The organism is Mariprofundus ferrooxydans PV-1, assembly GCF_000153765.1.
GTDB lineage: Bacteria > Pseudomonadota > Zetaproteobacteria > Mariprofundales > Mariprofundaceae > Mariprofundus > Mariprofundus ferrooxydans.
Map to the genome: position 1 here is coordinate 453,095 of NZ_DS022295.1, position 23,389 is coordinate 476,483.

The window sequence follows — 23,389 nt, forward strand, 5'->3', positions numbered from 1 at the left end:
GATCGATCCGTCAGTTGGATCATCTCCCCTTCGCCAAAGCGGAGAATCATCTCGCTACGAGTGATATACATCATGTTATGCAGCGCCTGCTACGGTTGTTTCTGTTACGGCCAGCTTCGGCTCCGCCTTCAGGGCGGCAATCTGCTCATCGCTCAGGTCAGAAAGCTTGATGATGGTTTCCTTGCTGCCGAACGCATGCCCGGCACGACGAAAACCCTCAACACTCGACGTGATACTCAGAGCCGGCGCTTTTTTGCCAGCTTTTTCAGCAGCAGCTTTTTCAGCATCAGCCTTTTCAGCATCAGCCTTTTCAGCAGCGGACTTTTCAGCAGGTGAATCGGTTTTATTTGCAGTCATAAAATGCTCCTTAAATGGTTTTTACGGTTGCCTTAAGGCATAGGAAAACGGGGCGGCCGAAGCCGCCCCGACCCCTCCTTAAGCCACAGTTCCGTCGCTACCCCAGGCGAGCTGCCAGAAGCCGTAGCCTGCTGCGGCGCGCGCCTCTGCACCGAAGTTGAACTCAGCACGGTTGAACACGTTGTCAGCCATCGGATCAATCTGCTGTACGAAGACAGGCGCTTTGCGGTTCTGGTAGATGAACGGCCGCACAGGCTTACTGGTATCCAGCAGGAACCAGGCTGTATCACTGGTCAGCCAGTCACCGACTACCACTTCAACCGTGCCCCTGTACGGATTCTGCTTGCCATCCTCCAGGCGCTCGTTGTTGGCCAGCACATTAGCCGTATCTTCCAGAGCCGGTGGAACCAGTAGCACTTTCGGGCGCACGCCCAGTGGACGTCCCTCATCATCCTTGAACTTGCGCATGGTCGTGCGGGCTACACCCAGCGATGCCTGGGCAGCAGCCAGTGTGGCGCAGGAGAGCTTCTTCGTGCCCTTATTGCTCACGCTTGCCGGCAGACCTGTAGCCGGATCATTCACCGGGTGATCGATATCGAAGAAGTATTGCCCGTCGTAGCAGAGTGCTGTGAAAGCAGCATTCACTGCTTCATACACCAGCTCGTCGGGGAGCTGTGCCGATGAATAGGCGGCCATCTGCGCCTGCGGGTTGTATATGCCCAGGTTATCATCTTCGATATCGTTGCGTTTTACTACCACCGTCGCCTCGAAATCATCGTTGACGATCGCATACTTGAAGGCTTCGAAGTTATTTATGAACTTTTCGCCAACCCATTTGCGCATCTTGGGAAACATCGACAGCCAGGCGTAATCATTCTTGCTGCCGGTTGAAGGGACCTCCATTGCAATTTTCTGCCAGGTTGTCTCGGCACCGGTGAATGCATTATTGAACAGTGTCTTCAGGTTGGTGAAAATGACATCAAGGGAATCCTTGTTGACCAGCAAGCCGCCGAAGGCCATGCCTGCGACGTTTTCCGGCGTGATCAGCGTTGCGGCATGTGCCGGCTCACCGACAAACCAGCAGCAGGCGATGATGGCAAATACAGACATCGCACCTATGGTTCTGAGAATATGTTTCATGATTTTATTACCTCGCTTTGTATGTAGTGGTTTGTTTATTCGACCCAGACGCCGTCTGTGTCGATGCCGATGACAGTGCCGGCGGCGGAGAGCGTGCCCGTGCCATTGGTTGCTGCGACCGTCTGGTCATCCTCGATGTAGCAGGCCTTGCCGAGGCTCGCCTGGGTGACGGCATCCGTTGCCGAGTTGGCGAACTTGAATGCCTTCTTGCGGCGGACCTTTACGGTTACGGCGCCATCGGCACCCAGCGTATTATCCACGGCCTCTTCGGCGCGGCCGAGGTAGGTCAGGGTGGTGGCAGCTGCACCAGGCGTAGCAAAGCCGGTAGCATTGGCAGCTACAAGCGAGCCGGACTTGATGGCAACGCCTGTTGCGACAGGGGGCTCAATAAGATCCCCGTCGCGCATGGGAGTATTACGATCTGCTGTCAGAGCCATTGGTTATACCTCCTTGGCCTTGTTCTTTTGATAATCTTCAGGACTCACGCCCATCTGCCTGCACACGGCCAGCTCGGTTTCGCTAAGCGCGTCGGCCTCTGCACCCGCAGGCTTCTTGCCGCCTGTCTGACTTCCCTTGAGTGCAGCCAGGCCGGTGGCCTCATCCAGGTACTGTTTGAGCGCAGCGACATCGGATTCGCCTAGCTTGCGCGCCCACGCCTCCTGATTTGGCAGCAGCTTGCCGTCGGCCAGGCCGGCGGTAACAAGCACATTCACCTCAGCGTTATGGTCCTTCTGCTTCAGTGCAACCAGCTCATCTTTGGTCTGGTTGTAGGTTTCGATGTCGATGTGCCTGGCCGGATTGAATTGCGTGGCTTTAAGCGCAGCGATCGTCTGCCCCTGTGTGTCGGCGGTGGCTGCCTGCTGCTTCAGCGCAGCGATAGCGGTTTTGATATCGCCATCGCTTGCATCGGCAGACAGGCCCAGCGCCGCAATGAGTTCTTCGCGGTTCATAAGGTTTTCCTCCTGTGTTGTGTCGCTCTGAAATTTCGCAGCTGCGAGTGATACGACTTCATCCATGCCATCAATGGCCGGTGTGTTGGTGAGGGCTGCATGCATAAAGCCGAGCACCTCGCCCGTTCCTTTGCGATACGGCAGAACGGGCGATAGAAAGCCGTATTCGCGGTCATCAATGAATTTCTTTGCCCGATCGGTCCAGTCCACATCGGTGGCAAAAAGGCCTTCGCCTTCACGCCATTCCATTTGTGTGAATTTGGCGGCGCGCGGAGCCGGCTGGCCGTTTTTTTCGGACAGCAGTGTCTGATGTTCGTAATCGATAATGTAGGGGGTTTTGCGTATGGCGGCCTGAGCAATAATTACCTGTGCGATCGCGCCATCGATATACCAGGAATCGGCATCAAACGGACGTCCATCGAGCGCCCGAAAGTGGCCGGCAGGCGTAAGCTGTACCTCGCTGGATGCGCTGCTAATTTCAAATGAACAAACCGCAATCTGCGGCTTGTTTGATTTTCTCTTGGTTCGCATGCCGCAATGATGGGGCGGCGGGAGGGGGAGTTAAGGCGGAAGGGCTTCCGCGTCACCCTTTCGGATATCGGAAGCGGGCTCACTCTGGCACCGGTGTAGTGAAAAAGCAAAACCGGCAGCATACGTGCGCACGCGCAATCGCGCACAGCCCGTTTAAGACCCGTTTAAAAATCGTCGGAGCGGTAAAGCCATTGGCTAGGCAGCAGAGCGACTATAAAAACGCCTTAGAATCGATTCTGTGCGCTCGCGCCATGATCAGGATATCACGCCGCTCAGATAGTGACTGACGATACCAATGATCGCTTGCTCATCGTCGGCACTGATGCCGAGGAAGGGGCGGGCGGGGATGGTCTTGCCGGGTATCGCGCTATTGGCTGCGGTCTCGCCGCCAAACTGCTGCATGGCAGCATAGATCCGATCACTGCCGAATGCCAATCCGTTATGATCGGCATTATAACGCATAAACCCCATCAGGTCGCCTTCACCGATCAGTATCTTGTCGGCATTCTTTTTCTTCCGCGCCTTGGTTGCATCAGTCAGCTCAGCCCAGGGGTTCCCGTCCGGATCCACCTGGTCGGCAAAATGCTGCTGGGTAGACTCCAACAGATGCTCGCCGATATCGATAAATGCCGGCTCCAGATCACCTGTAGCCTTCTGCAGCCGCTCCAGCGCTTCCGTGATAGCCTTGTCATCATACTCGATAGATATTATCTCACTTGCACCAGCCATCAGGTTAGCCTATGATTCCCACTGCACGTCTGCAACCGGGTGGTCTCCGCGACCCAGCAACGGGAAACAGACATTAGAAGGCTGCGCCGGAGCGTGGCCTTCTTCATTTTTCCCCGCGCTTGTACAGCCGGATGCCGCGCCTGTTCAGAGTAATCTTGTTATCCCATTCATCGAACTGCTTTTGATCGGACTGATAGGACGATACACCGTTCCAGCCATCTTTATCGTACTCGAACACACTCCAGGCTGCCTGCCGTTCTCCATTAATGGTATGTCGGGAGAGATAAACGCGCCGGGCAACCGTGCGCTTTGTGGCCCGATGGTATTCCATGAAGGCCCATATTTCATCAGGATCCCGCACGGTATCGGCCAGCAGTAGCAGGTAGCGATCACGATCGCGGCGCATTTTCCATGCGCCGGTATGATCCTTGAACAGATCATCGGAGATCACCATTGATTCGCCGGCAACATCAGTGAACACCACCGGCTTGCCGATATCGGCTTTGAACGCCTGCAGGAATGCGCTGGCATAGGCCTCTTCCTTACCGGCCGGCATCGGCGGCAGCAGCTTCTTTGCCGGGAACGGGCGTGGATCCGGCATCAGATCGTGAGACGCACGATCGGGGATGATGCGGAAATGGGCATCGCGCTTGTTAAACGGCGATGGTGCATCCATTTTTTCCGCCGGCACATGGGCATGCATCCAGGCCGAACGGCCGGGCGCATAGGCGAAGCCGGGGCCAATACCTTTCGGCACGCTAACCGTGCGCGGGTTGGGGCCGCGCGTGCCGATTGTTTTCTGCTCCATTTCGATCTTCGGCGACTGCGATGGTGTAAGCCCTTTGGCTGCCATACGCTGCTTGCTCAGGCCGGTGACCCAGCATTTGCAGCCGAAATCGTTGGGCGGGTAGTGGGTGAGCCAGAATGGATCATCCTTAGGCAGGATCAGCCCATCCCAGTCGACATGCTGCTTCCGTGGATCTTCGGAGGCAGGCGAATGGTGATATTGCCAGTACTCCAGCTTTTGCAGCTGCTCGAAGCGGCCGGCAGCATAGCTGGTGCGCAAGTTGGTTTGATAGATCACCTTGGTGCGCCAGGCGCGGCCGGCCTTTGTGCCTTCACCGGTCCAGCCGGTCCAGCCGCGCTCGGCCACAATGCGATCGAAATCCTTGCGGAACTCATGCAGCGTAGTGCCGTTCTCAATCGCCTTTTGCACCGCGCCCTGCATATCGGTGACCAGATCCATGCGCGTGGCGCCAGCAACAACGAAGGCATGATCGTGCTCGCCGTGCATGATATCGGTCCAGGAGCGCGACGGCATGGCCAGCTTCTTTCTGAAGAAGGCAATCTGCGCATCGAACGGCAGCGAGCCGTATTTAACGGCCATAGTCAGAACCTTTCACCGGCCTCTCCTGCGCATCCTGCGCGCGAGGCATTTGGGCTCCTGCCCGGCACCCGGTCGCAGAGTAAATCATCTTTTATCGCGGTCCATCAAGTGAGCCAGCAATAGGAATACAGCTACATTGGCATCACTAACCAGCAACCAGTGCCAGTCTGAATTGTGGCCAAGCGCAGATAAGATAGTGCATGAAATGCAGATCAATAATGATGCAATATAGTTATTCTTCATGCCTTCCTCCGTGTCCTTCGTGTACTCTGTGGTGCGAGTTCTGTGGTGTGTGCCTATTGCCCCTGGCTTACTTCGTACTGGCCTTCCAGGTTGGCTGTGGCGAATGCCTTATCCATCAGCTCGGTGAGGGCAGACGTGTCCATTGTGCCGAGCAGCTCCGGCAGCCGATCGGCGAACTCGGAGAGATCAGCACACTCATCCATCAGCGATCGTGCCTGATTCACCATCGCATCGGTAATCGGTTCGGCTTCACGCGCCAGCTGCTCGGCCAACCTGTCTGATGTATCGGGTGATGCCGAAGCCTCGGCAAATGAAGCTGTCGGAGTGGATACCTTCAGCGCAGCAGATCCGGATGAAGGCGGCGTGGCTGGCTTATCCGCGCGCATCAATACCGGCTGGCCTTCTTCCGGGATAGGAATACCAAGCTTCTCATTCGGATAGTTCCGTGGCACCTGCACACCGGCGCCGACAAGCCTATCCAGCGCTTTGGAGAACGGCTCCATATCTTCAGTTTCTGTTGTATCAAAGGCGAAGCGATACATGCGCCGGCTGTTCTCAACCCGGATGCCATTAAGCACGGCATACGGGAATACCATATCCCTTGTCAGTGTGCCGGCAATCTGCCTGGCATCGCTGATAAGCAGATCATGACGCACCTCGTTGTGTACATCACCGAGGTTTGAGCCCAAGCCCGTGCTCTGTGCACTGGTTGTAAGTGTGCCTCCAAGAATGGCCTTGGATTGGGTTCCCTCGCACCAGTCCATCATGCACTTGTATGGATCGGCAGCACCCTTGGCGGCTTCGGTGAAATCAATGGCCATGCCATCGGGTATGATGCCGGCAGCTGCATGCCCGATCTGGGTAACGGCGCGCAGCAGTGTCATTTTATCGTCCTGTGTTGCGCCGGATGGATATTTGCCCAGGCGCAGCGGCAGGCCGTAGATCTCCAGAAATTCGGCCAGATCGCGCACACTGAAATTCTTGAACAGGTATGGCCATGCAAGAATGCGGAACAGGCCGGCGCGTGCAATGTACCCGGACTTGGCCTTGTGCACATGCTGAATCCAGCTAAACGGTTGCAACTCTTCACCCATACTGCTCATGCCGCGCAGACGCAGCTCATTGAGATCATAAGGGTTGAGCATGAACCATTCGGGCGGCCGGTGGGTTATCTCATTGAGCATCCACTCACGGCCCGCATTCTCCCACTCATATTCCAGGTGGCTGAACCCCTTGCCAATGGCATCGGCCATATCGAACAGCACATCCTCGAAGTTTTCTATATCCTGGATCATTTCGGTAAGTCGCTCGGCATTGGCCTGTTCTGCAGCCGTGGCGCCACGCGGCGGCTTGATACACCAGTCAAGCCCCAGAATGGCGCGTTTCCGCTTGGATAGCTCAGCGAAAATATGGCCGTCCTTCTCCTCCATATCCTCAAACAGTTCGCACTGAGACCGGATATTGCCATGCTCGGCCTCTTGCAGAATGGCAGCCAGCCTGCCTGGCGTTAGCCCGCGCGACGGATGGCTGGAAAACTCACGATATAGCGAACCGACCAGGGCGTCCTGTCGCCTAGTTTGCTCTTCCTGCAGGGCAGCCATATCCACTTCATTGCCGCGATGATCGTATAGTTTCACCATGCCCCTGAACCTCCATCTCTTGAATCACGCAATACATCATCGCGTCCGCCACCATCATCACCAGCCACATCGTCCCATCGCGATCGCGCGATCGGGGCGGGGGTCCATTCGATCGGGGCGACATCTGCGAGCGATGCGGCATAGGCCAGGGCCAGCGCTACGGCATAGTCGGCGTGGCGCTGTTTACCGTCGGTACCCTTGCCCTTGTAGCTGTCCGGAATTCTGGCCACACCCTTGATCATCTGGATGGCGCGCAGATCCGTGCGGTGATCGGCTGATTTGCAGATCGATATCGTGCCGTCTTCAAAAGCAGTTTTGAGCTGCGGCATATTATCCCGGTACCATCCCTCGGTGAGCATCACCTGCTCGATGCGGTTATGGCCATAGTGGCTGGCTGCATACTCGGCCAGCGCCTGTCCATTGCCGCGCGCATCGTGCTTACCGGCTGTAAAGCGGGGCAGCTTCGGGATGATATAGTCCAGCACCTGTTCCTGTTGATCATACGGGACCTTGCGCATCTCCAGCACAAACTGCTCGATGCGATCCAGATTCGGCTGCGTGGCCAGCACGGGGATCACGGACAGATCTCCTGTCCGGCCGAAGTCCTGTCCATAGCTGTGCTCAAGTTTTGGATTGAGCATATCCAGTACCGGCTTCAGATGATCATCGAGCCATGCCTCGCAGATTGAGCGGCGTTCCGGGATCGGCTTCAGAGAAAATGCATCATCGTATTCCATGCGCAGAACCGGCGCATTGCGCATACGCTTTTCAATCAGGATGCCAGCCAGATAGACGCCGGACCCTGCGGATGGGATAGCATCCAGTTCTTCGTCGGCATCTTCGCCATAGAAGGCATAGGCATCGAGCACCCACTGATCCTCTTTCTCCTGGCTCCACTCTTCGCCATTGAGCTCGCAGATCCGCTTGTACATGCCGTCGGCCACGGCCTTCCTGAATGGATAGTCGTGCACTGTGCCTTTACGTCGGCCGGCGCGGATCTCCTCGATCAGTTGATTAAACGGGTTCTCTTCTCCGTCGTGGGTACTGATAACACGCACCTTGCCACCGCGCAGGATGGCAGCCACTACGGATTTGAGTACGCCCGGAAGGTTGGGGTGGAAAGCACCCTCATCAAGCACAAACACGCCCTGTTTACCACGCGCGCGGGCCGGGGCCGATGATAATGCCTGGATCTTGAAGCTGGACGGGAATTTGATGGTGTAGGTTTTAATCGCTTTATCAGGGTCGCCTTCCGGCAATACCATGCCCAGCTCATCTTCCCAGCTTCCTTCCTCCATAGATCCGCATACCTTGTTGTAAGCCTTCGCCCACTTGGCACAGGTTTCGATATACTCTATCGCATCCTCTTTCGACTGCGGGTAGTAGTAGACATTCTGGCCGCCAGCCGCCTTGCTTGCGGCGGCAATTAGCACATCGTCGGATGCCTCTGCCCAGGTGATACCGGTTCGGCGCCCTTTGGGAATAACCTTCAATGGCGAAGGGTCAGCAACCCAATCGCGCTGACCCTTGAGCAGAACACCGTCTGTCAGCTGAGCCATTATGACACCTGCATCAGGAAGTTGCGCAGCTCCGATTCCTGACTGACAGACAAGCCCTGATCGCGGACAAATTTCGTTGCTTCATCGGTAAGCCTAGCGCGCTCATCATCGCGGATCTTCTTTTCGCGATCTTCATTGAGGCTGGCGGCTTTCTCCAGACGGGCAACGGAAAGCGCCACATCCTTGAGCACGGACATGGTGGCTTCCAGATCAACATCCTCGCCAGCTTCCATCTTTTCCATCAGCTGCAGGTTTACATCGAAAATCATCGTGCGGGTGAGCTCATTGATCAGCTGACCGGTTTTGCCCTGGGGCGCGTTGCCAAGCTTGGCAATCCACATCTCGGAGATATCGCGCGACTGGCGCAGCTTTTCGCCTGCCTTATCCATCTTCACCGCATAACGATTAAGAGCCGACTTGCTTAGCGGTTTTTCGCCACGATCGGCCAGCAGATCATTGATACGTGCCACGACCTCCAGCTGGGAGACGCGCCGATCGCGCAGCAGCGCTTGCAGCTTCTCCAGGATATCCGGCGGCAGTACTTCGATGGATGAGGGGCGGGGCATACTTAATCCAGTCTCGGCAGGGCTACACCATCAACATGATTATGGCCTTTTGAGGTGCTCAGCCCCAGCTCCGTCAGCGTGGCAATCTGCAGCGTTACAACCTGCTCGACTGTCAACAGTCCGCGCGCAGCCAACCAGGAGAGATCCTTGCGCACATCACCTGCCGACATGTCATGACCGAACAGGTGCAGCATCCGCTGCAGCTCACGATCATTCATCCGGTGCGCTGTATCTTCCGCCAGTGCCTGCAGGATAGCCAGGCGGCGATCTGCAGCCTTGGCCTCGGCAAATGGGTTCATTTCATACCTCCATTGCTGTCATACGCCTTTGTCATGCTTTCCCCTTGCTGTTGAGCAGGTGCTGGTTCATCAAGTCCACGGCTCGCTTCAAGCCGCCTAGCGTGCCCTCCACGTTCGACAGGGTTTTGTTGATCGAATCCAGATCGGTGTGTGTCGGCAGATGCTTGATATCCGACTCCAGCATGGTCAGACGTTTATCATTCAATTTCTGCTGCTCAGCCACATGGGCCTTCATATCCTCAATGTTCTTCGTGGTTGCCTTGCGCCTGTTGCTGAAAAATACATAGAGGTAGACGGCTCCGGTTAACACATCCCGCAGCACAGCCAGCCAGAAATTTGCATCCATCATTTCCCTCCCTCGTGTTCTTCCTGGCATGATGCGCAGCGCACGGCATGCGGTACTGCTGCGAGGCGTGCAGATGGAATAAGACACTCACAATCACGACAGATGCGCCTGTATTCCTCATCGAGTAGAGGCGCTTCCAGCGGCCGATAGCGCACACGGTCCAGCGCCTCCTGGCGTGATATCTCTTCGCGTTCTGAGCCCATATCACACGGATCAGCCACTATTTCACCTCCGCGCCCAGCGATCGCAGGGCGGCCTCCAGCCCGGCAGTTCGGGCTTTTAATTTTTTGACATTGCGTCCCAGCGCTGCGGCTGCAGCATCATCCAGGCAGTAGTTGCCATCACGCACAAAAAAGGTGACCGGCTCCAGAGAATCGGCGGCAGGAATCACCACCTGAGCGGCAGGATTGCTGGCTACCAGCGTGGCCGGAGAGGCACATCCGACAAGAACCAGGCAGAGCAGCAACACGGGAAACAGGCTGTTCAGCTTATTGGCAGTGGCGGACTGATCCGGTCCGCCACTGCCACCGGAGCCAACATCCTTGTCGGCTTTCTGCTCTCTCTTCGGGGTTGTATCTTGCAGGGCCGTATCATGCGCGGCCTGATAGGCATGCTCGGCATCTTGTGCCGTTTGTGTGGTGCGCTGCTCGACACGGGCGTTGTCACGCTCCTGCGTGGCGATTACAGCGCGTTTATTGGCCAGTTTAGCCTTGAGCTTCAACAGGCCGATATAACCGGCCAGCGCGGCAATCCCCGCGCCTGCGATGATCCATGAGAGAGGCAGACCGAACATCAGGGCTTCGCCTTTGGATCGGCTGGATTCTTACCCTGCTGATGCGCGCGGAATACATAAGCGCCGCCACATGACGTGAGCAACATTGCTGCAGCTGTACCATCAAAGGGGCCGAGAACAACATCGGCGAGAATGTACTTCGCCATCACCACCAACCATGTGCTGACAAAGAGGAGGCGGGAGAGGCTGATTGTACCATCTGGATTTGAGATGAGCTTCATCTCGCACCTCCATGTGCTCGACCCTTCGGGCACGCCGCTGGCGCGTGCAAACTACTGTCCTGTACTTTTGTCATAGCGACACCGCCAGCCTGAGTGCGCAGATGGTAGCGCCCGCGAGCAGGGCTATGATGATGCAGATAGCAGCCAGCACGGCATCGCCGAAGGCCTCAAAGCCTTCGGTGGTATTCCCGGCCTTCCATGCCTCCCAGCCAAACCAACCGGCGCTACCGATCGCAGTGACAAACAGCAGCCACCAGATATCCAACATAGTTTGAATCATGCCTTACCTCCTGTGCGGCACCCGATGGGCGACCTGCGGTCGTGCAAACTGCTTTCCTGCACTTTTGTCATGACAGCACCTCCAGGGCTTTTGCATACAGACTCAGTCGATCGCCAAGCCCGTTGTAACCGCCATTGATGATGCGGGTGATGCCGCGCATGTCGCCGACATCGGCGAGTTGATTGAGGTGATGCAGATCCCAGAACCAGGCGGCGGACATGGCTGCATGCTCCGGCTGCTCCAGCAGCTCCGGGTGATTGAGCAGATCCAGCCCGAGGGCGAGGCCGCAGCGCTTATAATTATCGTGACCTGTGACCATGATCAGTCCGCGTCCGCGATAGAATTGCCCGTCGTCATCATCTGCGGGGGTATTGCCAAGGCGCGCTGCCAGCTGGCCGGTATCGTATTTGTCCAGATAATCGTGGCCGCCGAGTTCGCGTACATAGCGCAGCCGGCCGGACTCATGGCCTATCTGGGCAATGAATGCAGCGACCTGCAGGGGCGTGATGATGCCGTAGTGACTGCATGCAGCAGTCAACGGGGCGGCCCACTTTTCAGCGCGGTCGCGCGGGATTTCCAGTATGTCGGTGAGATTATTCGGCGTGACAGACACGTGGACGACCTCGGCGGGAGGTGGATTGAGGGGTAACCGGACTAGTGGTTACCCCTCGCACCCGCAATAGGCGTGATGATGGGATTAAGCTGGTGGGCGGTTAAGGCGGAAGAGCTTCCGCGCAACAAAAAGCCCGGCGCAATGGCCGGGCTGTGTAAGAGGGGGGAAAGATACGCTTTCGTCAGCGCTTGTAAATCTCGGCAAACAGGCGCTGCGCCTGCGCTTCTGCAATGCGCTGCTGATCTTCAGTAAGCTGGCCGCAATAAACCTGGAAGTTGTTGGTATCAGTTTGGTCGACCTTTTCACTGCCGGAGCGCAGGATCAGCTTGCGCCAGGCACAGGCCAAAAGCGGGCTCTTCTCCTGTCCGGCATAGGGGTGTGAGCTGTATCCGTAGGCCAAATTGCGTTGCGCCTGGTAATCGCCGTGCATGGCTTTATCCCGCACATTCTCGAAAGATCCGGCAAATGCCGGAAGGCTCCAAAACAGCGCCGCGATGATGATTGCTTTTTTCATAAGGCCTCCTGATGGCTAAAGTTTAGAACAGCACCGCCTGCCTGTCATCGACAAGCGGGCCGCTGCTGTTGCAGATCGAGCGGATCTGCCGCTCTGTGAGCTTGTATTCTCGCGCCAGCGTGCGTATCGGCCGACCACGTACTCGCTGCCGGCGGATCTCACGATCACGGACAGCCAGCATGGCGCGCTCTGCCTTCGGGATATCGAAATGCGGTTCGCCGCCGAACATGGCCTGCAGTTTTCTGGTGGCATCGCATCCGATCAGTGCCGGCAGGTTGTGATCATCATCGACCGCAAGCTTCGGGATATAGAGGCGCACTCCGCCATATTCACGCACCAGGCGCAGCGTCATGGGCAGCCCGATTAGTGCCACAATATCCTGCAGGATCTCCGGCAGTAGATCGATATCAATGGCGTCTTCCGTGATCACTCTTTCACCGCCTTTTTGCGGTTAACGCTGATCTGCAGGGCTGCAACCAGTTTGCGCAGCTGCTCGGGGTTGAGCCATGCCACTTTATCCACCTTGAACATGCGCTGCGCCATGCCGTCGGCATAGCTCCACGCCAGGCGATTATCGGCAAGCAGTGCTTCCAGCTTACTCAGAAGCTGCGTTTTATCGGCTGTTACGGCCGGTTTACGGCCCCAGTTGCGGTTGCCTTTTTGCTTCCAGCCCAGAGACTCGAAATGCTTGATCAGCTTGAAGCGGGCGGTGCTATCCAGATCGGCAGCAGAGCGGACCCGGCAGATGGTCCACAACACATCGCGGTAGGTATCATCATCCAGCCCGAGATCCTTTTTGGCCAGGTGAATCTTGGCCAGCTCGGAGCGGCGATACTCTGCAGGGGTTTTAGCTGCCATGACCGATCCGCACTACTTCGATGCATTCATTATTATTGACCAGCTTGCTTTTCATGGCTCGGAACGAGTTAAAATGAAAGCAATAAAATGTTGTTTTTTCATATAATCCGGTGCCTTCGGCCTTCTGCTTGTCCAGCTGCCGTTTGGTCAACCCATCCAGTTTCGCCCACAGCTTTCTCTGCTTTTCTGTATAGCGATTGCGCTGGCGCTCGGGCAGAAACTTGCGGCGCTCCTCACAATTATCAACGATCCAGGCACCACGCATTAAGTGCTCCACATAGATGCCGATCACCAGTTTCATGCCATCGCGCATGACTTGAAGGGAGATATCATAACCGTCTATTTCCAAAAAAACGTAGCCAAATGGTCTGCATAGTTCGCGTTCGATTTCAGCCCATTGCTCTCTAGTCGGTTGCTTGTTTGATTTATGCGGCACAATGCACCTCCCCGGTTCCGGTTTCATAATTGATATGCAGCTCGCGCACATAGGCGCAGGCATTGCAGTGATTGATGCCCATCCATTCAGTACCGGTGCGCCCGGTGGAAAGGTCCCTGACGATCGGGCAGCGGACAGACGGCATAACTGCCGGCCGCATATATGCGCTGCGTATCTGGATGGGGCGAATGGTGATGGTAGACATTATATCTTCAGCCCCAGCTGGCCGTGGATATCCGGCAGGCTGACTTTCTTCATGCGTGCCACCTTTTTCAGGCTGGCCAGCGCACGATCGGTGAGAAAGCGGCAGGTATCGTTCAGCTCCTGTTCATTTGCTGCGATGAAGTAGCCGGATGATGGATGGCCGCAGATGTGATGGCCTTCATCGCGCAGATCTTCAATGATATGGCGCAACCGCCGGCAATGAGCATCGCTCGGCGTTTTCCATGTTACTTCAGATACCAGCTGCCTGGCTGTGATACCGCGCGATTTGCCGATATGCTTTGTCAGCGCTGACAGCACCGAGTCCCGATCCAGATCAAATGCCATTTTGCGCCTCCTGGTACATTTCACGCGCCCGCTGTTCGATGAGCGGAGCGATAATGAACTTCTCGTTCATGCCTTTGCCAACCAGGTCTGATCGGGCTTTATACAGCCAGTCTTCACGCTCAGCTCCCGGGATCTCCGGCAGCTCCGGATCCAGCGCCTTGCTGATTGCCTGCATGCCGGCTGATGTAGTCCGCGATGGTTCGCTGTTGCGCCGGACTTCATACCGTTCAGTCTGATCGATATCGGCGCGTTTGCTGAGCTGGCCTATGGCCACCTTGATCAGATAGTTGTGATTTGCGATCGGCCTTTGCAGATCAGGCTTATCCAACATGATCTGCAAAGACTGAGCCCAGATATTCGATGGGATGTGATAGCTGGCGCGATCGAATGCGATCGACTCGGCCAGTACCAGCTCCGAGACTTCATCCAGCAGCTTGCGGGAACGGGCGGATGACAGGTTGCGCTTTAGTGGCGCAAACAGCTTCACGTACCGGCCAACCAATGGCCCGCAATCGGACGGCAGCTGCAGAGCGATCATGAGTGCCCGGCGCCACTCCATGTCAGCGCCGAACAGCTCCTCATCGCCAGAGCACCCGCAGGATGGGCAGGTGAGTTTTGTCACAGCTTCACCTGCACTTCATGCATGGGCACAATCACACGGGCTTTAACGCCGGCGCGCAGGGCATAGAGCAGTGACTCAATCGGATCGGCAAGAGCACGCAGCTCTTCCATATCACAACCCAGCTCGTCTTCCAGATAGCGCCGCGCAGCCTCCCGCGTGATCGCAATACGGATGATGGACGGAATCTGTGGTTCATCGGAAACAGCCGGCGTCTCATGTTGGTCGGTTGCGTCTGCGGCATGCGAATCTGCACTGTTTTGCTGCAGGTTTTCAGGCTGCGTGTCTGATTCTGTGACTGCAGCTTCGACCTGCTTGCGCTCAGGCTTCGGCTGTTTTAGCTCACCAATGTTGGCTTCGGCGACATCCAGGGCGGCCTTGAAGTGGTTGAAAAGATCTTTCGACATTTGTGTTGAAGGCGATATCTGCACGCTGATGCGTGAGCCCTTGAACTCAAAAACGCCGGCGGCATTCAGGCTTTCAGCCACTTCATCCCAGCTCAGCCCGAGCGATTTCTTGAACGCCTTCAGCCGCTCTACAATCGCGCCTTTTTCAGCCTTGCTGGCCTTTTGGATATGCATTGCTTTTGAGGCTTTCTTGCCGCGCTTCTTTGCTTCACTCGAAACATTTGCAGAGGGCTTATCCTGTTTAACTGCAACGGCTTCTTGCTTCACTGGTTCCGATTCATCCTCCAGATCAAGATTGCGCAGCGCATGCAGCTTGTGCTGCAGGGGTACAGCATCGGCCATATCCATATAGATGCGCTCGGCATAGGCATTGCAGCCTTCCTTTTGATTCATCAGCGGCGTGATGATGCCCGGCCGGAAGCCTAGGATACTTTCCATTTCTTTCACGGATGCCTTATTGGCTTCCATGAATTCTTTCAGTCTTTTTTGTGCCATCTCAAGATATACGCTCACTGGTGAACCTCCTTTACAATTTGTCCCGTTTTTTTCGGGCAGACCGGGCACTGCCAGCAGATCAACGGTTGGAGTCCGCCTCTGCCGGCCGGAGTTGAGTGGTGCATTATTCCACCCGTGGGCACCTCCGGCTGACCCTCGACCGTTCGGGAATGAATGACCCGGCCCGTCGTCGGCAAAATAGTCATTCGTTTGGTTGCCATATCAGCCATTTTTCATTGAGCAAATGACAATCTGAACATGGGTGTATGTGAGGTGATTTATCGTAATGCTCACAATTCTCACAACTTTTATTTAAAGGGCAGAATGCCGAATGTTCCCCCGCAGGAAGGTTGCGGCATATCTCTGCGCAGGTGAAATCCATCACGCCACCTCCAGTTTGCGGATTCGTGTCTTCAGCATTTTGATTAACGTGGAGCGCTTGCCGTCGGTCGATTCCCGGTCCAGCGCTGCGGTCAGGACACTGATGTCATCGCAGTTGCGAATGGCATAGCGTGCATCATCGACTGATGTGTTGATGATGTGGCGGACCTTTCCAGTCATGCAGCTATCTTTGTGGCCTTTGAATTTTTCAGCCTTGCTGGCCTTTTGGATATGCATTGCTTTTGAGGCTTTCTTGCCGCGCTTCTTTGCTTCACTCGAAACATTTGCAGCGGGCTTATCCTGTTTTGCAACGGCTTCTTGCTTCACTGGTTCTCGTTTGATGGGGCTGCTTAAATTTTCGTTTATCCGTACCTTTATGACCGATACACCGAGATCCACTGGCTCCGGATTTTGCAGCAAGCGCAGCTTTGCCAGCAGCGGTTCCTCATCAGCTATATACATATAGATGCGCTCGGCATAATAGCTTAAAGGGCAGAATGCCGAATGTTCCCCCGCAGGAAGGTTGCGGCAGGTATCTTCGCATGAGCTATTCATCACGCCACCTCCTCAAGCTCGGACTCGTGCGGTTTGATCACGAAATCTTCGCCCTGGGTGATGCTGATGCCGGCAATACCATCAACTGCATCAGGCTCGGCCAGAATGGCATCCTTGTTGATCTCTTCCTTGCTGCGGATAAAGCGATCGAGGCCCAGCGACTTCAGGTTTTCAATCACGCCCATGATGTTGCGCAGCGACACCTTCGGCGGCGTAATGCGCCAGGCTATTTCACCAGCTCCGAGGTCAGCCGACTTGCGCTTGCCGTTGTTGGTGAGATCGCCGCGATTGGCCTCGCACCACACATGCAGGCCCTGCGAGAGCTCATTGATCTGCTCGGCATGCGGTGCCGCCAGCGCCTGATACTTGTCGCGGATCTTCTGGATCTGCTCATTCATAGTGGCTTCGATCCGCTTGCGCTCGTTCTGATGGCTGCCGATCCGGCGCATATATTCCCGAGCCTCATCCCGGCTCTGTGGAACAGGTCCTACAGCCTTGTTTTTGATGCGTTTTGCATTACTTGCCATGATCTTCTCCTTGCTCGAGCCAGCGCTCGATATCTTTTGATTCTTCATCCCATTTTTGCATGTCGGAAGTGATGTAGCGCAGGCCGGCCAGCGTGACGATGAGGGCCACAACCATCACAGCGATCATCAGCAGCGATGCCTCATTATCCGTGAGCATGGCGCTGCTCCCTGCGTGTCTGCGTGCTATATAGACGTGATCTGATGAATGAACGACGGCACTCCGGGCATAGGTCCTTTTCGTCCAGACCGCCGGATGCCATGCTCCAGAAGCGCTCGCACCAGCCGCATTCACCAGCGCGCGGGGCAGGGGTATTGATCACCAATTCACCACCCTCTCTCCGGCAGCCTCCGCCGGCATCGAGGTGCGCAGCAATGCGATCGTATTGCCGCGGTGACTCCAGATATTCCACGAACGTCAAACCCATCAAAGCAAAGATGCGGTTGGCCTGAAATCTAACACCGAGCATATTGATCCGATCATCGGTGATCTGCTCGATGGTGAAGTCAGATATATTTGTTGTCGGCGCTACTCTCCATTTACATGCTAGATTATTCATCACTTCCTCCTGTATTTCTGTTGTTGCGGCATGTTTTGCAGGCCCGATGCAGCATCACGCGCAGCGGATTGGTGGCAGCGAATGGCCGCGACTGGTTTTCAATACAGCGGTTTAGCGGGATATCTCCGATCACGGGGCAATCGACGGTGATGCCCATCAGAGCGCCTTCAACGCGCTTTTGAACATTATCCAAGCGACCGTTATACGTGCCTTTAAGCACCTGATTCACGACCGCCGGACTCATACCGATCTGGGTAGCAACAGCAGCCTGGCTGTTAATTTTGCAGGCTTTACGCAGTACGATAATCCACGCCTCACTCATCACTCACCTCCGCCGGATCGAAGGTTTTTCCGGAATTGGGGTCGAAAACAACGCCGCCTTTACCTGCCACCGGCTGGATTGGTCCGCTGTTGTTGGCCACTGCATAAATAGCATGGCCGCCGGCCGATCCATGCCGCTTGGCGCGGGCAATGCGCAGGTGTCCGGAGGCAACCAGTGCCCGGATATATTTGGTGGCGTTGCTGTCGCTGATCTCGGCTGTTGCCACGATCTCGGGGATGGTGAAACGGCGCAGCATGCGCATCGACTGCCAGGCGCGATAGCGTGATGTCCTGTGCGGGTTTTTGGTTCCGCACCCAATCAGTCGCGCCATCAGCCGACCTCCGGACCGACAAAGAACGGCTCACCCTTCGGCCAGTCGGCCAGCGACATGCGAGCCTTGCCGTTCTTTTTACCACGTGCCTCGATACGAGACAGGCCGACTGTCATATTGCGGGCCAGACCGTGGGTGGATTTATGCAGGGCTGCAAGCAGATCATCATCGACAATCACTTCACACAGTCCATCGGCCAGCAGGCGGGCATCATCCAGATCGCACGGCGTGAACTCGACCCATTCGGCCAGACGGCCCGATACCTGCTTGCGCGCCTGGATCTTGCGATGGATTCCTTCCATGCCGATGAGAATCACTGGAACTGCGCTCATATCGTGCAGATCGCGCAGGGTTTCCACCATGCGTTGCTGCTCGATCACATAATCAGCCTCATCGATAAACAACGGCCGGCCTGTCTCTTCCAGCTTGGCCACGATGGCGGCGGCCATTGATGCCAGCGAGCGCATCTTAGGCAGGTTCAGTTCTGAGCTGATCGCCTCAAGCATGGCGGAAGGGGACCAGACCGCCCATGCCCGCACATAAACACCGTTGCACTGATTGATATACCACGTGATGGCAGTGGTTTTTCCGGCGCCGGTCGGGCCATATATCAACCCCATACCGGGCATGCCGATAGAGCGGCTGGTAAGCGCTTCTCCGGCAATGGTCAGCCGGGCCACATTCTTGACTTTCAATATCTTTGATCGCATCGTTCTCTCTCCTTGAATTGGCTGCCTGTTGACTTCTCACGGTCGGGCAGCCTTTTTTTATTCAGCTTCGTTAAACTTCTTCATGGCCACGTACTCATTGCTGCGGGCATAGGACACCATCATCTCGCGTTCTCTCGGCTTCAGTTGATCTCCGCGTGCATCACGCGCCTGCAGCGTTTCCCAAAGACGGAAGTTACGCACTGGGTCATCGCCGAACTCGAGTATGCTGGTGACATTTTCAGCCTCGCTATCGGCAGCCTTAAGCCGCTCGAATTCAACCTGTTCACGCTCTGAAAGCGGCTTGATAACATCTTCACCATTGCGCGCTGCTCTACCTGCCTCATGCAGTCCTGTAGTCCGATGTACTTCTGATCGGTGCGGTATGGATACGATGTTTTCGGACTCGGCAATGCGATGCTCCAGCACCGTTTCGGCCATGTTGGTTTTGATTTCCTTGCTGAAGGCGCGATATTCTTTGGTCTGCTCGGCAAGCAGCTTCTTCTGTTTGGATTTGACTGCGACTGCAGCCTCCTGGCGCGATATGCCCAGGATTTCATGGCACAGCAGAACGCCGATAAAACGATCTTCTACATAGGCGTAAAGCCGGCCTATATCCTGTTCGTCGTACTTGAGCAGGGCGTTTTTGCCGATATATTGACCGATCTCATCATTGAAATAGGTGTGATTTTCAAAGCGGACGCCTTTCTTGCCTATCCTGCGCACGCCGCCGATTTCACAGAGCAGCATATCCAGTGCCCGTTCATCTTCGATACGGCGGATCGTGCCACGGTAACTGCGGGCCTTCTGGTTCGGGCTCATGCCGAGGCCGGCATGTTTGTCATTGCCATAATAGTGTTCACACCAGTCATCCAGATGCTGCTGCAGATCGGCGGCTGTCATCTCCACTTCCACGATTTCACCATGTGTCATCAGGCGGGCAGAGAAGCTTTTGCGTGCTTCAATCGCCTTACGTTCAGCCACATTGTGGCCGATAAAGCCGGGCAGAAGATTCAGAATGCCGTGGCTCATCGTGCGCATGACTCGCTCGATAGTTCCTTTCTCTTCAGAGGCAAACGGGATGCATACCTGGTGGGCGATAGTCAGGCCATCCAGCACCATGTCGTACTGATCAGAGACATAATCCTTGCCGTTATCAGTACGCACGCCTTCAGGTACACCCCAGTCGAGTATTGCCCGGCGGGTGACCTGACATACAGCCATCGATTTGCTGGTTTTTGAGACGTAATATTTCAGCCGCTTGCTGTCCATATCGATCACGCCAACCACTGAGTGGCGGCCATCGGTCAGCAACCAGTCGGCAGGCGTGCTGTCCAGCTCCCATAGCTGATTCAGTCTGTTGATATTCTCGGTATGTGAACCGGCGGCGGACATATACACATTTTTCCACTGATCCGGATTGATGATCTTGGTCCATATCTGTTTGTTTTCCGCAATCCAGCTACCACGAAACCGCTCATAGGCGCGTTGACTGGGCACTGGCAATGCGGGTGCATCAGCAGTAGGGGCACGCAGACGATTGGTTGCCTCGATGAATTCGATCATCGCTTTGCCGGTGATTTGCGGCGCTTTAATCATGGCGCCAATCACCAGCCGGAAGAGCCCTTCATTTGTCTCGATGATTGATTGATGTTTGCGATTGCCGTAGCCATCTGTCAGGGCCATGATGCCTTTTTCTCGATAATCAGCGTCCCATTTGGCCAGCGTCGCGGGCTTCAGGCTCTGCTGGCCGCGATAGGTAGGCATTTCAGCCTGCACCCACTCAGGCAGGGCGTATTCGCCGCTTTCAATCGCTGCTGAAAGGCCATGATATGCAGCTGTGCGTGAGCATTTATGGTCACGAATAAAATTGCCCAGCGCAGTCATGATCCAGCGGCGCGCGATGGCCTTCTTTTTCCTGCGATGACCGGCTGGAATACTGGCAAACTCGGCAATGCCGCGCGCAATCAACCGGCGATGCTCAGCGGCCTCTTCATCCAGCATCTCGCGTGTCTTGACGCCGGGGATGCTTTCTACCGGTTCAGCTTCGGCATACTGGGCATATTCCGGCTGCTTTGAGACCTCATCCATCGCCGCCTTCACGCTAAGGTGCGCCAGATGGGTGCGGGTGACTTCCGGCAGGCTTGAAGGGCTATATTCCAGGCCTTTTCCTTTCTGACGCTTGCGTGACTGCCAACCTTCACGATCCGCCAGTTTTCTGATTCCGCGATCAGTGCCGGGAAGTCCAGGCAGGCCTGCTAGTTCTGAAGCTGGCATCCATGCGTTCATACTGCGCCACTAATCCGCTTTTGCAGATCGCGGATTTCCTCTTCCAGTTGCTTTTTCTGTGATAGCCGCTTGCCGAGTCTGGCTTGCAGGACATCGGCACCGATCAGGAATGTACCGCCGCATTTTTCGGCCATATGATGGCTCACCAGATGGGTGCCTGTGGCCACTTCAAATGCGGCCAAATATTGTAAGGGGAAGCGCCACTGTGTTTTTGATTTCGCTGTCCAGGCATTGAGCATATCTTCGGAGATATGGTCGCCAGTAAGGCGGCTCATCTGGAAGGCAATCACATCGCGATCCATGCCGCTATCCTTAATGGCCAAAGAGAGCATGCCGGGCACTTCAAGGTTGAGATTTAATGCTCCGGGAATGGTGCTTTGAACAGGTACAGAGAAGAGATCCAGCGTTCGAGAATCAACCACCTTTCTCATGCGGTGCCGTCCTGTTTTGCTTTTTTTATTGTTTCTCTGCGGTGTAAAATATCACGCAATGCAAGCAGTTTTGTTGTATTTATAAGCAGCGTTTCGTGGTATAAATATTCATCAATGCGTGCTTCAAGCAGATCCCGCTCATCATCAGACAATTCTGATGTGGCCAATATGCTGAAAAACTCTCGTTGCATATCATTTGCAGTTGGGCAATGGCGCATGTCTACTTCACCACCTGAAGTTCGACGTTGCGCGGGCGGCCTGCATGGCTTAACTTAACCATGTTGGGATTGCCGTCCTGGACAGGCTGTCCGTAGTCGTTATAGCGATGCGGCCAGATCTCCCAGGGCTCAACCTCAAGGATATTGGCTATAATGCGCTCCATCTTCGGCCATGAATGACCCAGGGTGGCCTGCGCGGATTTCCGTGCGTAACCATGCTCTGTGGATACGCGAACCAGCGGCCATCCGCGCTTACGCAGCTCAGCCTTGATATCCTCGCGGTGCCATCCTGTACGGGGTCTTTTGACCCTTTTTGGCTGCATGTCTATTTTTGTACTTTCGCTCGTCATGTGGCGAAATATAGTGCAGATATGCGACGCTTGTCAAGCATAAGTGCGAGTTCCGATTTGCACTTATGCAATATGCATTTCTTATGTGTGGTAAAGTGTTGATATGATAGAGAAAGATAGAGAATCGGAGCGCTATGACAAATCGGAACTCACAGTTCCGATTCTCGTCGATGGAATCGGAACGCGCATAAGTGCGGCATCTAGCCTTATTGGCGGGAAGAGAAAGCTCGCAGAAATGACTGATGTGTCAGAGTCCCAGCTGCATCGTATCATTGCTGGAGATAGCAAGGCCAAGATAGATACGATTGTAGCTATCGCCAAAGCAACGGATGTTAATATCGAATGGCTGGCTACAGGCGAAGGCCCGATGCTCCCTGGTGATGAGCTTGCTGCACCGGCTGGGTTCGATATTGATCTGATGGGGCAGATCATGGCTATCTTTATGGATGCGGCCTATACGCAAAAAACAGCCATCCCGGCCAAAGATATCGGTGAGATGGCCGCCAGAGCATACGTGGATATCCTGGCCGACTTCCCTGATCCTGAAAACAGACAAAAGGCGCTGCGCCAGCTCGCCACCATCGCTAACAACATCACCAGGCTTTATGGATGATTAAACCCATTGAGTATGCTATATATAGTAAGTAAGGTAGTATTTGCCGATCAGGAGGTGTAAGATGGAAAGCTTTACGATTATCGCTATTGCTATCGCATTTATCACCCCTCTTCTACTGATGTTAATTGGACTTATTCACCCAGGTATTGTATTCACATCAAATAGGGGGCTGGTGGTAAGTAGGTTTGGCGGAGGGTTTCTTTTCATTGCGGTTATTCTTGGTGTTGTCGGCCTATTTGTCGCGCCTTCGGTAAAAAAAACAGCTTCTTCCAAAGCAAATTCTGTTAAGCACGCCGTCGTATATAATAGCTCTTGGGATGGGTCGGTATCTCAGATTGAAGATTACCTGCAACGCAACCTCAATGATCCTTCCTCATTGCAAATAGTTGAATGGAGCAAGGTCATCAAGGGTGGTGAATACTTCATGGTGCGGGTGAAGTATCGCGCCAAGAATGCCTTCGGTGCATATATCATTCAGAACCAGATTTTTTCACTCGATAAAACTGGAAAGGTTGTGCTGGTGTCTGATTACCAATAACCAAAACCATGTGTCGCAAGCGTCCAAATTGCTAT

At 55.1% G+C, this 23,389-nt stretch carries 38 protein-coding genes; 2 read left to right on the plus strand and 36 right to left on the minus strand.

The annotated features are described in order from the left end of the window. Nucleotides 1–75: 75 nt before the first annotated feature. From SPV1_RS08985 to SPV1_RS09150, 36 genes are all read right to left on the minus strand, one after another. Nucleotides 76–357: an HI1506-related protein gene (locus SPV1_RS08985; protein WP_009850857.1), complete on the minus strand. Its 282-nt coding sequence runs from the start codon at nucleotides 355–357 to the stop codon at nucleotides 76–78. A 78-nt stretch (nucleotides 358–435) separates the two neighbouring features. Then, nucleotides 436–1,362: a Mu-like prophage major head subunit gpT family protein gene (locus SPV1_RS08990; protein WP_040881916.1), complete on the minus strand. Its 927-nt coding sequence runs from the start codon at nucleotides 1,360–1,362 to the stop codon at nucleotides 436–438. A gap of 170 nt (nucleotides 1,363–1,532) precedes the next feature. Then, nucleotides 1,533–1,934 carry a hypothetical protein gene (locus SPV1_RS08995; protein WP_009850859.1) on the minus strand — a complete coding sequence of 134 codons (402 nt, stop codon included), beginning with the start codon at nucleotides 1,932–1,934 and terminating at the stop codon, nucleotides 1,533–1,535. A gap of 3 nt (nucleotides 1,935–1,937) precedes the next feature. Beyond that, complete coding sequence (locus SPV1_RS09000; RefSeq protein WP_009850860.1) at nucleotides 1,938–2,978, minus strand: phage protease; 1,041 nt, start codon at nucleotides 2,976–2,978, stop codon at nucleotides 1,938–1,940. A gap of 255 nt (nucleotides 2,979–3,233) precedes the next feature. Further along, the gene (locus SPV1_RS09005; RefSeq protein ID WP_009850861.1) at nucleotides 3,234–3,707 is read right to left on the minus strand and encodes a phage virion morphogenesis protein; all 474 of its coding nucleotides are present in this window, start codon (nucleotides 3,705–3,707) and stop codon (nucleotides 3,234–3,236) included. A 103-nt stretch (nucleotides 3,708–3,810) separates the two neighbouring features. Continuing rightward, on the minus strand, nucleotides 3,811–5,094 hold the full coding sequence (locus SPV1_RS09010) for a PBECR2 nuclease fold domain-containing protein (protein WP_009850862.1): 1,284 nt from the start codon (nucleotides 5,092–5,094) through the stop codon (nucleotides 3,811–3,813). 84 nt (nucleotides 5,095–5,178) lie between these two features. After that, nucleotides 5,179–5,337 carry a hypothetical protein gene (locus SPV1_RS14350; protein ID WP_155806663.1) on the minus strand — a complete coding sequence of 53 codons (159 nt, stop codon included), beginning with the start codon at nucleotides 5,335–5,337 and terminating at the stop codon, nucleotides 5,179–5,181. A gap of 53 nt (nucleotides 5,338–5,390) precedes the next feature. Beyond that, nucleotides 5,391–6,977 carry a DUF935 domain-containing protein gene (locus tag SPV1_RS09015; protein ID WP_009850863.1) on the minus strand — a complete coding sequence of 529 codons (1,587 nt, stop codon included), beginning with the start codon at nucleotides 6,975–6,977 and terminating at the stop codon, nucleotides 5,391–5,393. Next, on the minus strand, nucleotides 6,971–8,536 hold the full coding sequence (locus tag SPV1_RS09020) for a hypothetical protein (protein ID WP_009850864.1): 1,566 nt from the start codon (nucleotides 8,534–8,536) through the stop codon (nucleotides 6,971–6,973). Before SPV1_RS09020 ends, SPV1_RS09015 begins: the two co-directional genes overlap by 7 nt. Then, nucleotides 8,536–9,102, minus strand: a complete 567-nt coding sequence (locus tag SPV1_RS09025; protein WP_009850865.1) for a DUF3486 family protein — start codon at nucleotides 9,100–9,102, stop codon at nucleotides 8,536–8,538. The genes SPV1_RS09020 and SPV1_RS09025 overlap by 1 nt, the downstream gene beginning before the upstream one ends. 2 nt (nucleotides 9,103–9,104) lie before the next feature. Beyond that, nucleotides 9,105–9,401 carry a VpaChn25_0724 family phage protein gene (locus SPV1_RS09030; protein ID WP_009850866.1) on the minus strand — a complete coding sequence of 99 codons (297 nt, stop codon included), beginning with the start codon at nucleotides 9,399–9,401 and terminating at the stop codon, nucleotides 9,105–9,107. 31 nt (nucleotides 9,402–9,432) lie between these two features. Further along, the gene (locus SPV1_RS09035; RefSeq protein ID WP_040881784.1) at nucleotides 9,433–9,747 is read right to left on the minus strand and encodes a DUF2730 family protein; all 315 of its coding nucleotides are present in this window, start codon (nucleotides 9,745–9,747) and stop codon (nucleotides 9,433–9,435) included. Beyond that, the gene (locus SPV1_RS09040; RefSeq protein ID WP_009850868.1) at nucleotides 9,747–9,968 is read right to left on the minus strand and encodes a TraR/DksA C4-type zinc finger protein; all 222 of its coding nucleotides are present in this window, start codon (nucleotides 9,966–9,968) and stop codon (nucleotides 9,747–9,749) included. The genes SPV1_RS09035 and SPV1_RS09040 overlap by 1 nt, the downstream gene beginning before the upstream one ends. Continuing rightward, nucleotides 9,968–10,540 (minus strand): hypothetical protein, encoded by a 573-nt coding sequence (locus tag SPV1_RS09045; protein ID WP_009850869.1) that lies wholly within the window; start codon nucleotides 10,538–10,540, stop codon nucleotides 9,968–9,970. Before SPV1_RS09045 ends, SPV1_RS09040 begins: the two co-directional genes overlap by 1 nt. Further along, nucleotides 10,540–10,761, minus strand: coding sequence for a hypothetical protein (locus SPV1_RS09050; protein WP_009850870.1), 222 nt, complete (start codon nucleotides 10,759–10,761; stop codon nucleotides 10,540–10,542). The genes SPV1_RS09045 and SPV1_RS09050 overlap by 1 nt, the downstream gene beginning before the upstream one ends. A 70-nt stretch (nucleotides 10,762–10,831) precedes the next feature. Continuing rightward, nucleotides 10,832–11,041, minus strand: a complete 210-nt coding sequence (locus tag SPV1_RS09055) for a hypothetical protein (RefSeq protein ID WP_009850871.1) — start codon at nucleotides 11,039–11,041, stop codon at nucleotides 10,832–10,834. Nucleotides 11,042–11,108: 67 nt separating this feature from the next. After that, a complete protein-coding gene (locus SPV1_RS09060; RefSeq protein WP_009850872.1) occupies nucleotides 11,109–11,654 on the minus strand; it encodes a glycoside hydrolase family 19 protein in 546 nt (181 codons plus the stop codon). Nucleotides 11,655–11,835: 181 nt separating this feature from the next. Beyond that, nucleotides 11,836–12,168, minus strand: coding sequence for a hypothetical protein (locus tag SPV1_RS09065; RefSeq protein ID WP_009850873.1), 333 nt, complete (start codon nucleotides 12,166–12,168; stop codon nucleotides 11,836–11,838). 22 nt (nucleotides 12,169–12,190) lie between these two features. Continuing rightward, nucleotides 12,191–12,598, minus strand: a complete 408-nt coding sequence (locus SPV1_RS09070; RefSeq protein ID WP_009850874.1) for a Mor transcription activator family protein — start codon at nucleotides 12,596–12,598, stop codon at nucleotides 12,191–12,193. After that, nucleotides 12,595–13,026 carry a gp16 family protein gene (locus SPV1_RS09075; RefSeq protein ID WP_009850875.1) on the minus strand — a complete coding sequence of 144 codons (432 nt, stop codon included), beginning with the start codon at nucleotides 13,024–13,026 and terminating at the stop codon, nucleotides 12,595–12,597. The genes SPV1_RS09070 and SPV1_RS09075 overlap by 4 nt, the downstream gene beginning before the upstream one ends. Continuing rightward, entirely contained in the window at nucleotides 13,016–13,462 is a 447-nt protein-coding gene (locus tag SPV1_RS09080) for a hypothetical protein (protein WP_196795119.1), read from the minus strand. The genes SPV1_RS09075 and SPV1_RS09080 overlap by 11 nt, the downstream gene beginning before the upstream one ends. After that, a complete protein-coding gene (locus SPV1_RS09085; RefSeq protein ID WP_009850877.1) occupies nucleotides 13,452–13,667 on the minus strand; it encodes a hypothetical protein in 216 nt (71 codons plus the stop codon). Before SPV1_RS09085 ends, SPV1_RS09080 begins: the two co-directional genes overlap by 11 nt. After that, nucleotides 13,667–14,011, minus strand: a complete 345-nt coding sequence (locus SPV1_RS09090; RefSeq protein ID WP_009850878.1) for a hypothetical protein — start codon at nucleotides 14,009–14,011, stop codon at nucleotides 13,667–13,669. The genes SPV1_RS09085 and SPV1_RS09090 overlap by 1 nt, the downstream gene beginning before the upstream one ends. Then, entirely contained in the window at nucleotides 14,001–14,633 is a 633-nt protein-coding gene (locus SPV1_RS09095; RefSeq protein ID WP_009850879.1) for a hypothetical protein, read from the minus strand. The genes SPV1_RS09090 and SPV1_RS09095 overlap by 11 nt, the downstream gene beginning before the upstream one ends. After that, a complete protein-coding gene (locus SPV1_RS09100) occupies nucleotides 14,630–15,550 on the minus strand; it encodes a hypothetical protein (protein WP_152909340.1) in 921 nt (306 codons plus the stop codon). The genes SPV1_RS09095 and SPV1_RS09100 overlap by 4 nt, the downstream gene beginning before the upstream one ends. Nucleotides 15,551–15,913: 363 nt before the next feature. Next, nucleotides 15,914–16,471, minus strand: coding sequence for a hypothetical protein (locus tag SPV1_RS09105; protein ID WP_152909339.1), 558 nt, complete (start codon nucleotides 16,469–16,471; stop codon nucleotides 15,914–15,916). Beyond that, the gene (locus SPV1_RS09110; protein WP_009850882.1) at nucleotides 16,468–16,995 is read right to left on the minus strand and encodes a host-nuclease inhibitor Gam family protein; all 528 of its coding nucleotides are present in this window, start codon (nucleotides 16,993–16,995) and stop codon (nucleotides 16,468–16,470) included. Before SPV1_RS09110 ends, SPV1_RS09105 begins: the two co-directional genes overlap by 4 nt. Continuing rightward, the gene (locus SPV1_RS14355) at nucleotides 16,985–17,152 is read right to left on the minus strand and encodes a hypothetical protein (protein ID WP_009850883.1); all 168 of its coding nucleotides are present in this window, start codon (nucleotides 17,150–17,152) and stop codon (nucleotides 16,985–16,987) included. Before SPV1_RS14355 ends, SPV1_RS09110 begins: the two co-directional genes overlap by 11 nt. Further along, entirely contained in the window at nucleotides 17,139–17,552 is a 414-nt protein-coding gene (locus SPV1_RS09115; protein WP_009850884.1) for a hypothetical protein, read from the minus strand. The genes SPV1_RS14355 and SPV1_RS09115 overlap by 14 nt, the downstream gene beginning before the upstream one ends. Then, nucleotides 17,545–17,874, minus strand: coding sequence for a helix-turn-helix domain-containing protein (locus SPV1_RS09120; RefSeq protein ID WP_009850885.1), 330 nt, complete (start codon nucleotides 17,872–17,874; stop codon nucleotides 17,545–17,547). The genes SPV1_RS09115 and SPV1_RS09120 overlap by 8 nt, the downstream gene beginning before the upstream one ends. Next, on the minus strand, nucleotides 17,867–18,205 hold the full coding sequence (locus SPV1_RS09125; RefSeq protein WP_009850886.1) for a hypothetical protein: 339 nt from the start codon (nucleotides 18,203–18,205) through the stop codon (nucleotides 17,867–17,869). The genes SPV1_RS09120 and SPV1_RS09125 overlap by 8 nt, the downstream gene beginning before the upstream one ends. Beyond that, entirely contained in the window at nucleotides 18,205–18,915 is a 711-nt protein-coding gene (locus tag SPV1_RS09130; protein ID WP_009850887.1) for an AAA family ATPase, read from the minus strand. Before SPV1_RS09130 ends, SPV1_RS09125 begins: the two co-directional genes overlap by 1 nt. A gap of 57 nt (nucleotides 18,916–18,972) precedes the next feature. Next, nucleotides 18,973–21,189: a DNA-binding protein gene (locus SPV1_RS13965; RefSeq protein WP_196795120.1), complete on the minus strand. Its 2,217-nt coding sequence runs from the start codon at nucleotides 21,187–21,189 to the stop codon at nucleotides 18,973–18,975. An 8-nt stretch (nucleotides 21,190–21,197) separates the two neighbouring features. After that, on the minus strand, nucleotides 21,198–21,632 hold the full coding sequence (locus SPV1_RS09140) for a hypothetical protein (RefSeq protein WP_009850889.1): 435 nt from the start codon (nucleotides 21,630–21,632) through the stop codon (nucleotides 21,198–21,200). Continuing rightward, on the minus strand, nucleotides 21,629–21,850 hold the full coding sequence (locus SPV1_RS09145; protein ID WP_040881788.1) for a hypothetical protein: 222 nt from the start codon (nucleotides 21,848–21,850) through the stop codon (nucleotides 21,629–21,631). Before SPV1_RS09145 ends, SPV1_RS09140 begins: the two co-directional genes overlap by 4 nt. A gap of 2 nt (nucleotides 21,851–21,852) precedes the next feature. Next, nucleotides 21,853–22,200 carry a helix-turn-helix domain-containing protein gene (locus SPV1_RS09150; protein WP_196795121.1) on the minus strand — a complete coding sequence of 116 codons (348 nt, stop codon included), beginning with the start codon at nucleotides 22,198–22,200 and terminating at the stop codon, nucleotides 21,853–21,855. Between the two features lie 103 nt (nucleotides 22,201–22,303). Here SPV1_RS09150 and SPV1_RS09155 point away from each other — a divergent pair, with 103 nt between their 5' ends. Together SPV1_RS09155 and SPV1_RS13970 are read left to right on the plus strand one after the other, a co-directional pair. Then, the gene (locus SPV1_RS09155; protein ID WP_081441984.1) at nucleotides 22,304–22,813 is read left to right on the plus strand and encodes a helix-turn-helix domain-containing protein; all 510 of its coding nucleotides are present in this window, start codon (nucleotides 22,304–22,306) and stop codon (nucleotides 22,811–22,813) included. A gap of 64 nt (nucleotides 22,814–22,877) precedes the next feature. Next, nucleotides 22,878–23,354 carry a hypothetical protein gene (locus SPV1_RS13970; RefSeq protein ID WP_009850893.1) on the plus strand — a complete coding sequence of 159 codons (477 nt, stop codon included), beginning with the start codon at nucleotides 22,878–22,880 and terminating at the stop codon, nucleotides 23,352–23,354. Nucleotides 23,355–23,389: the final 35 nt, after the last annotated feature.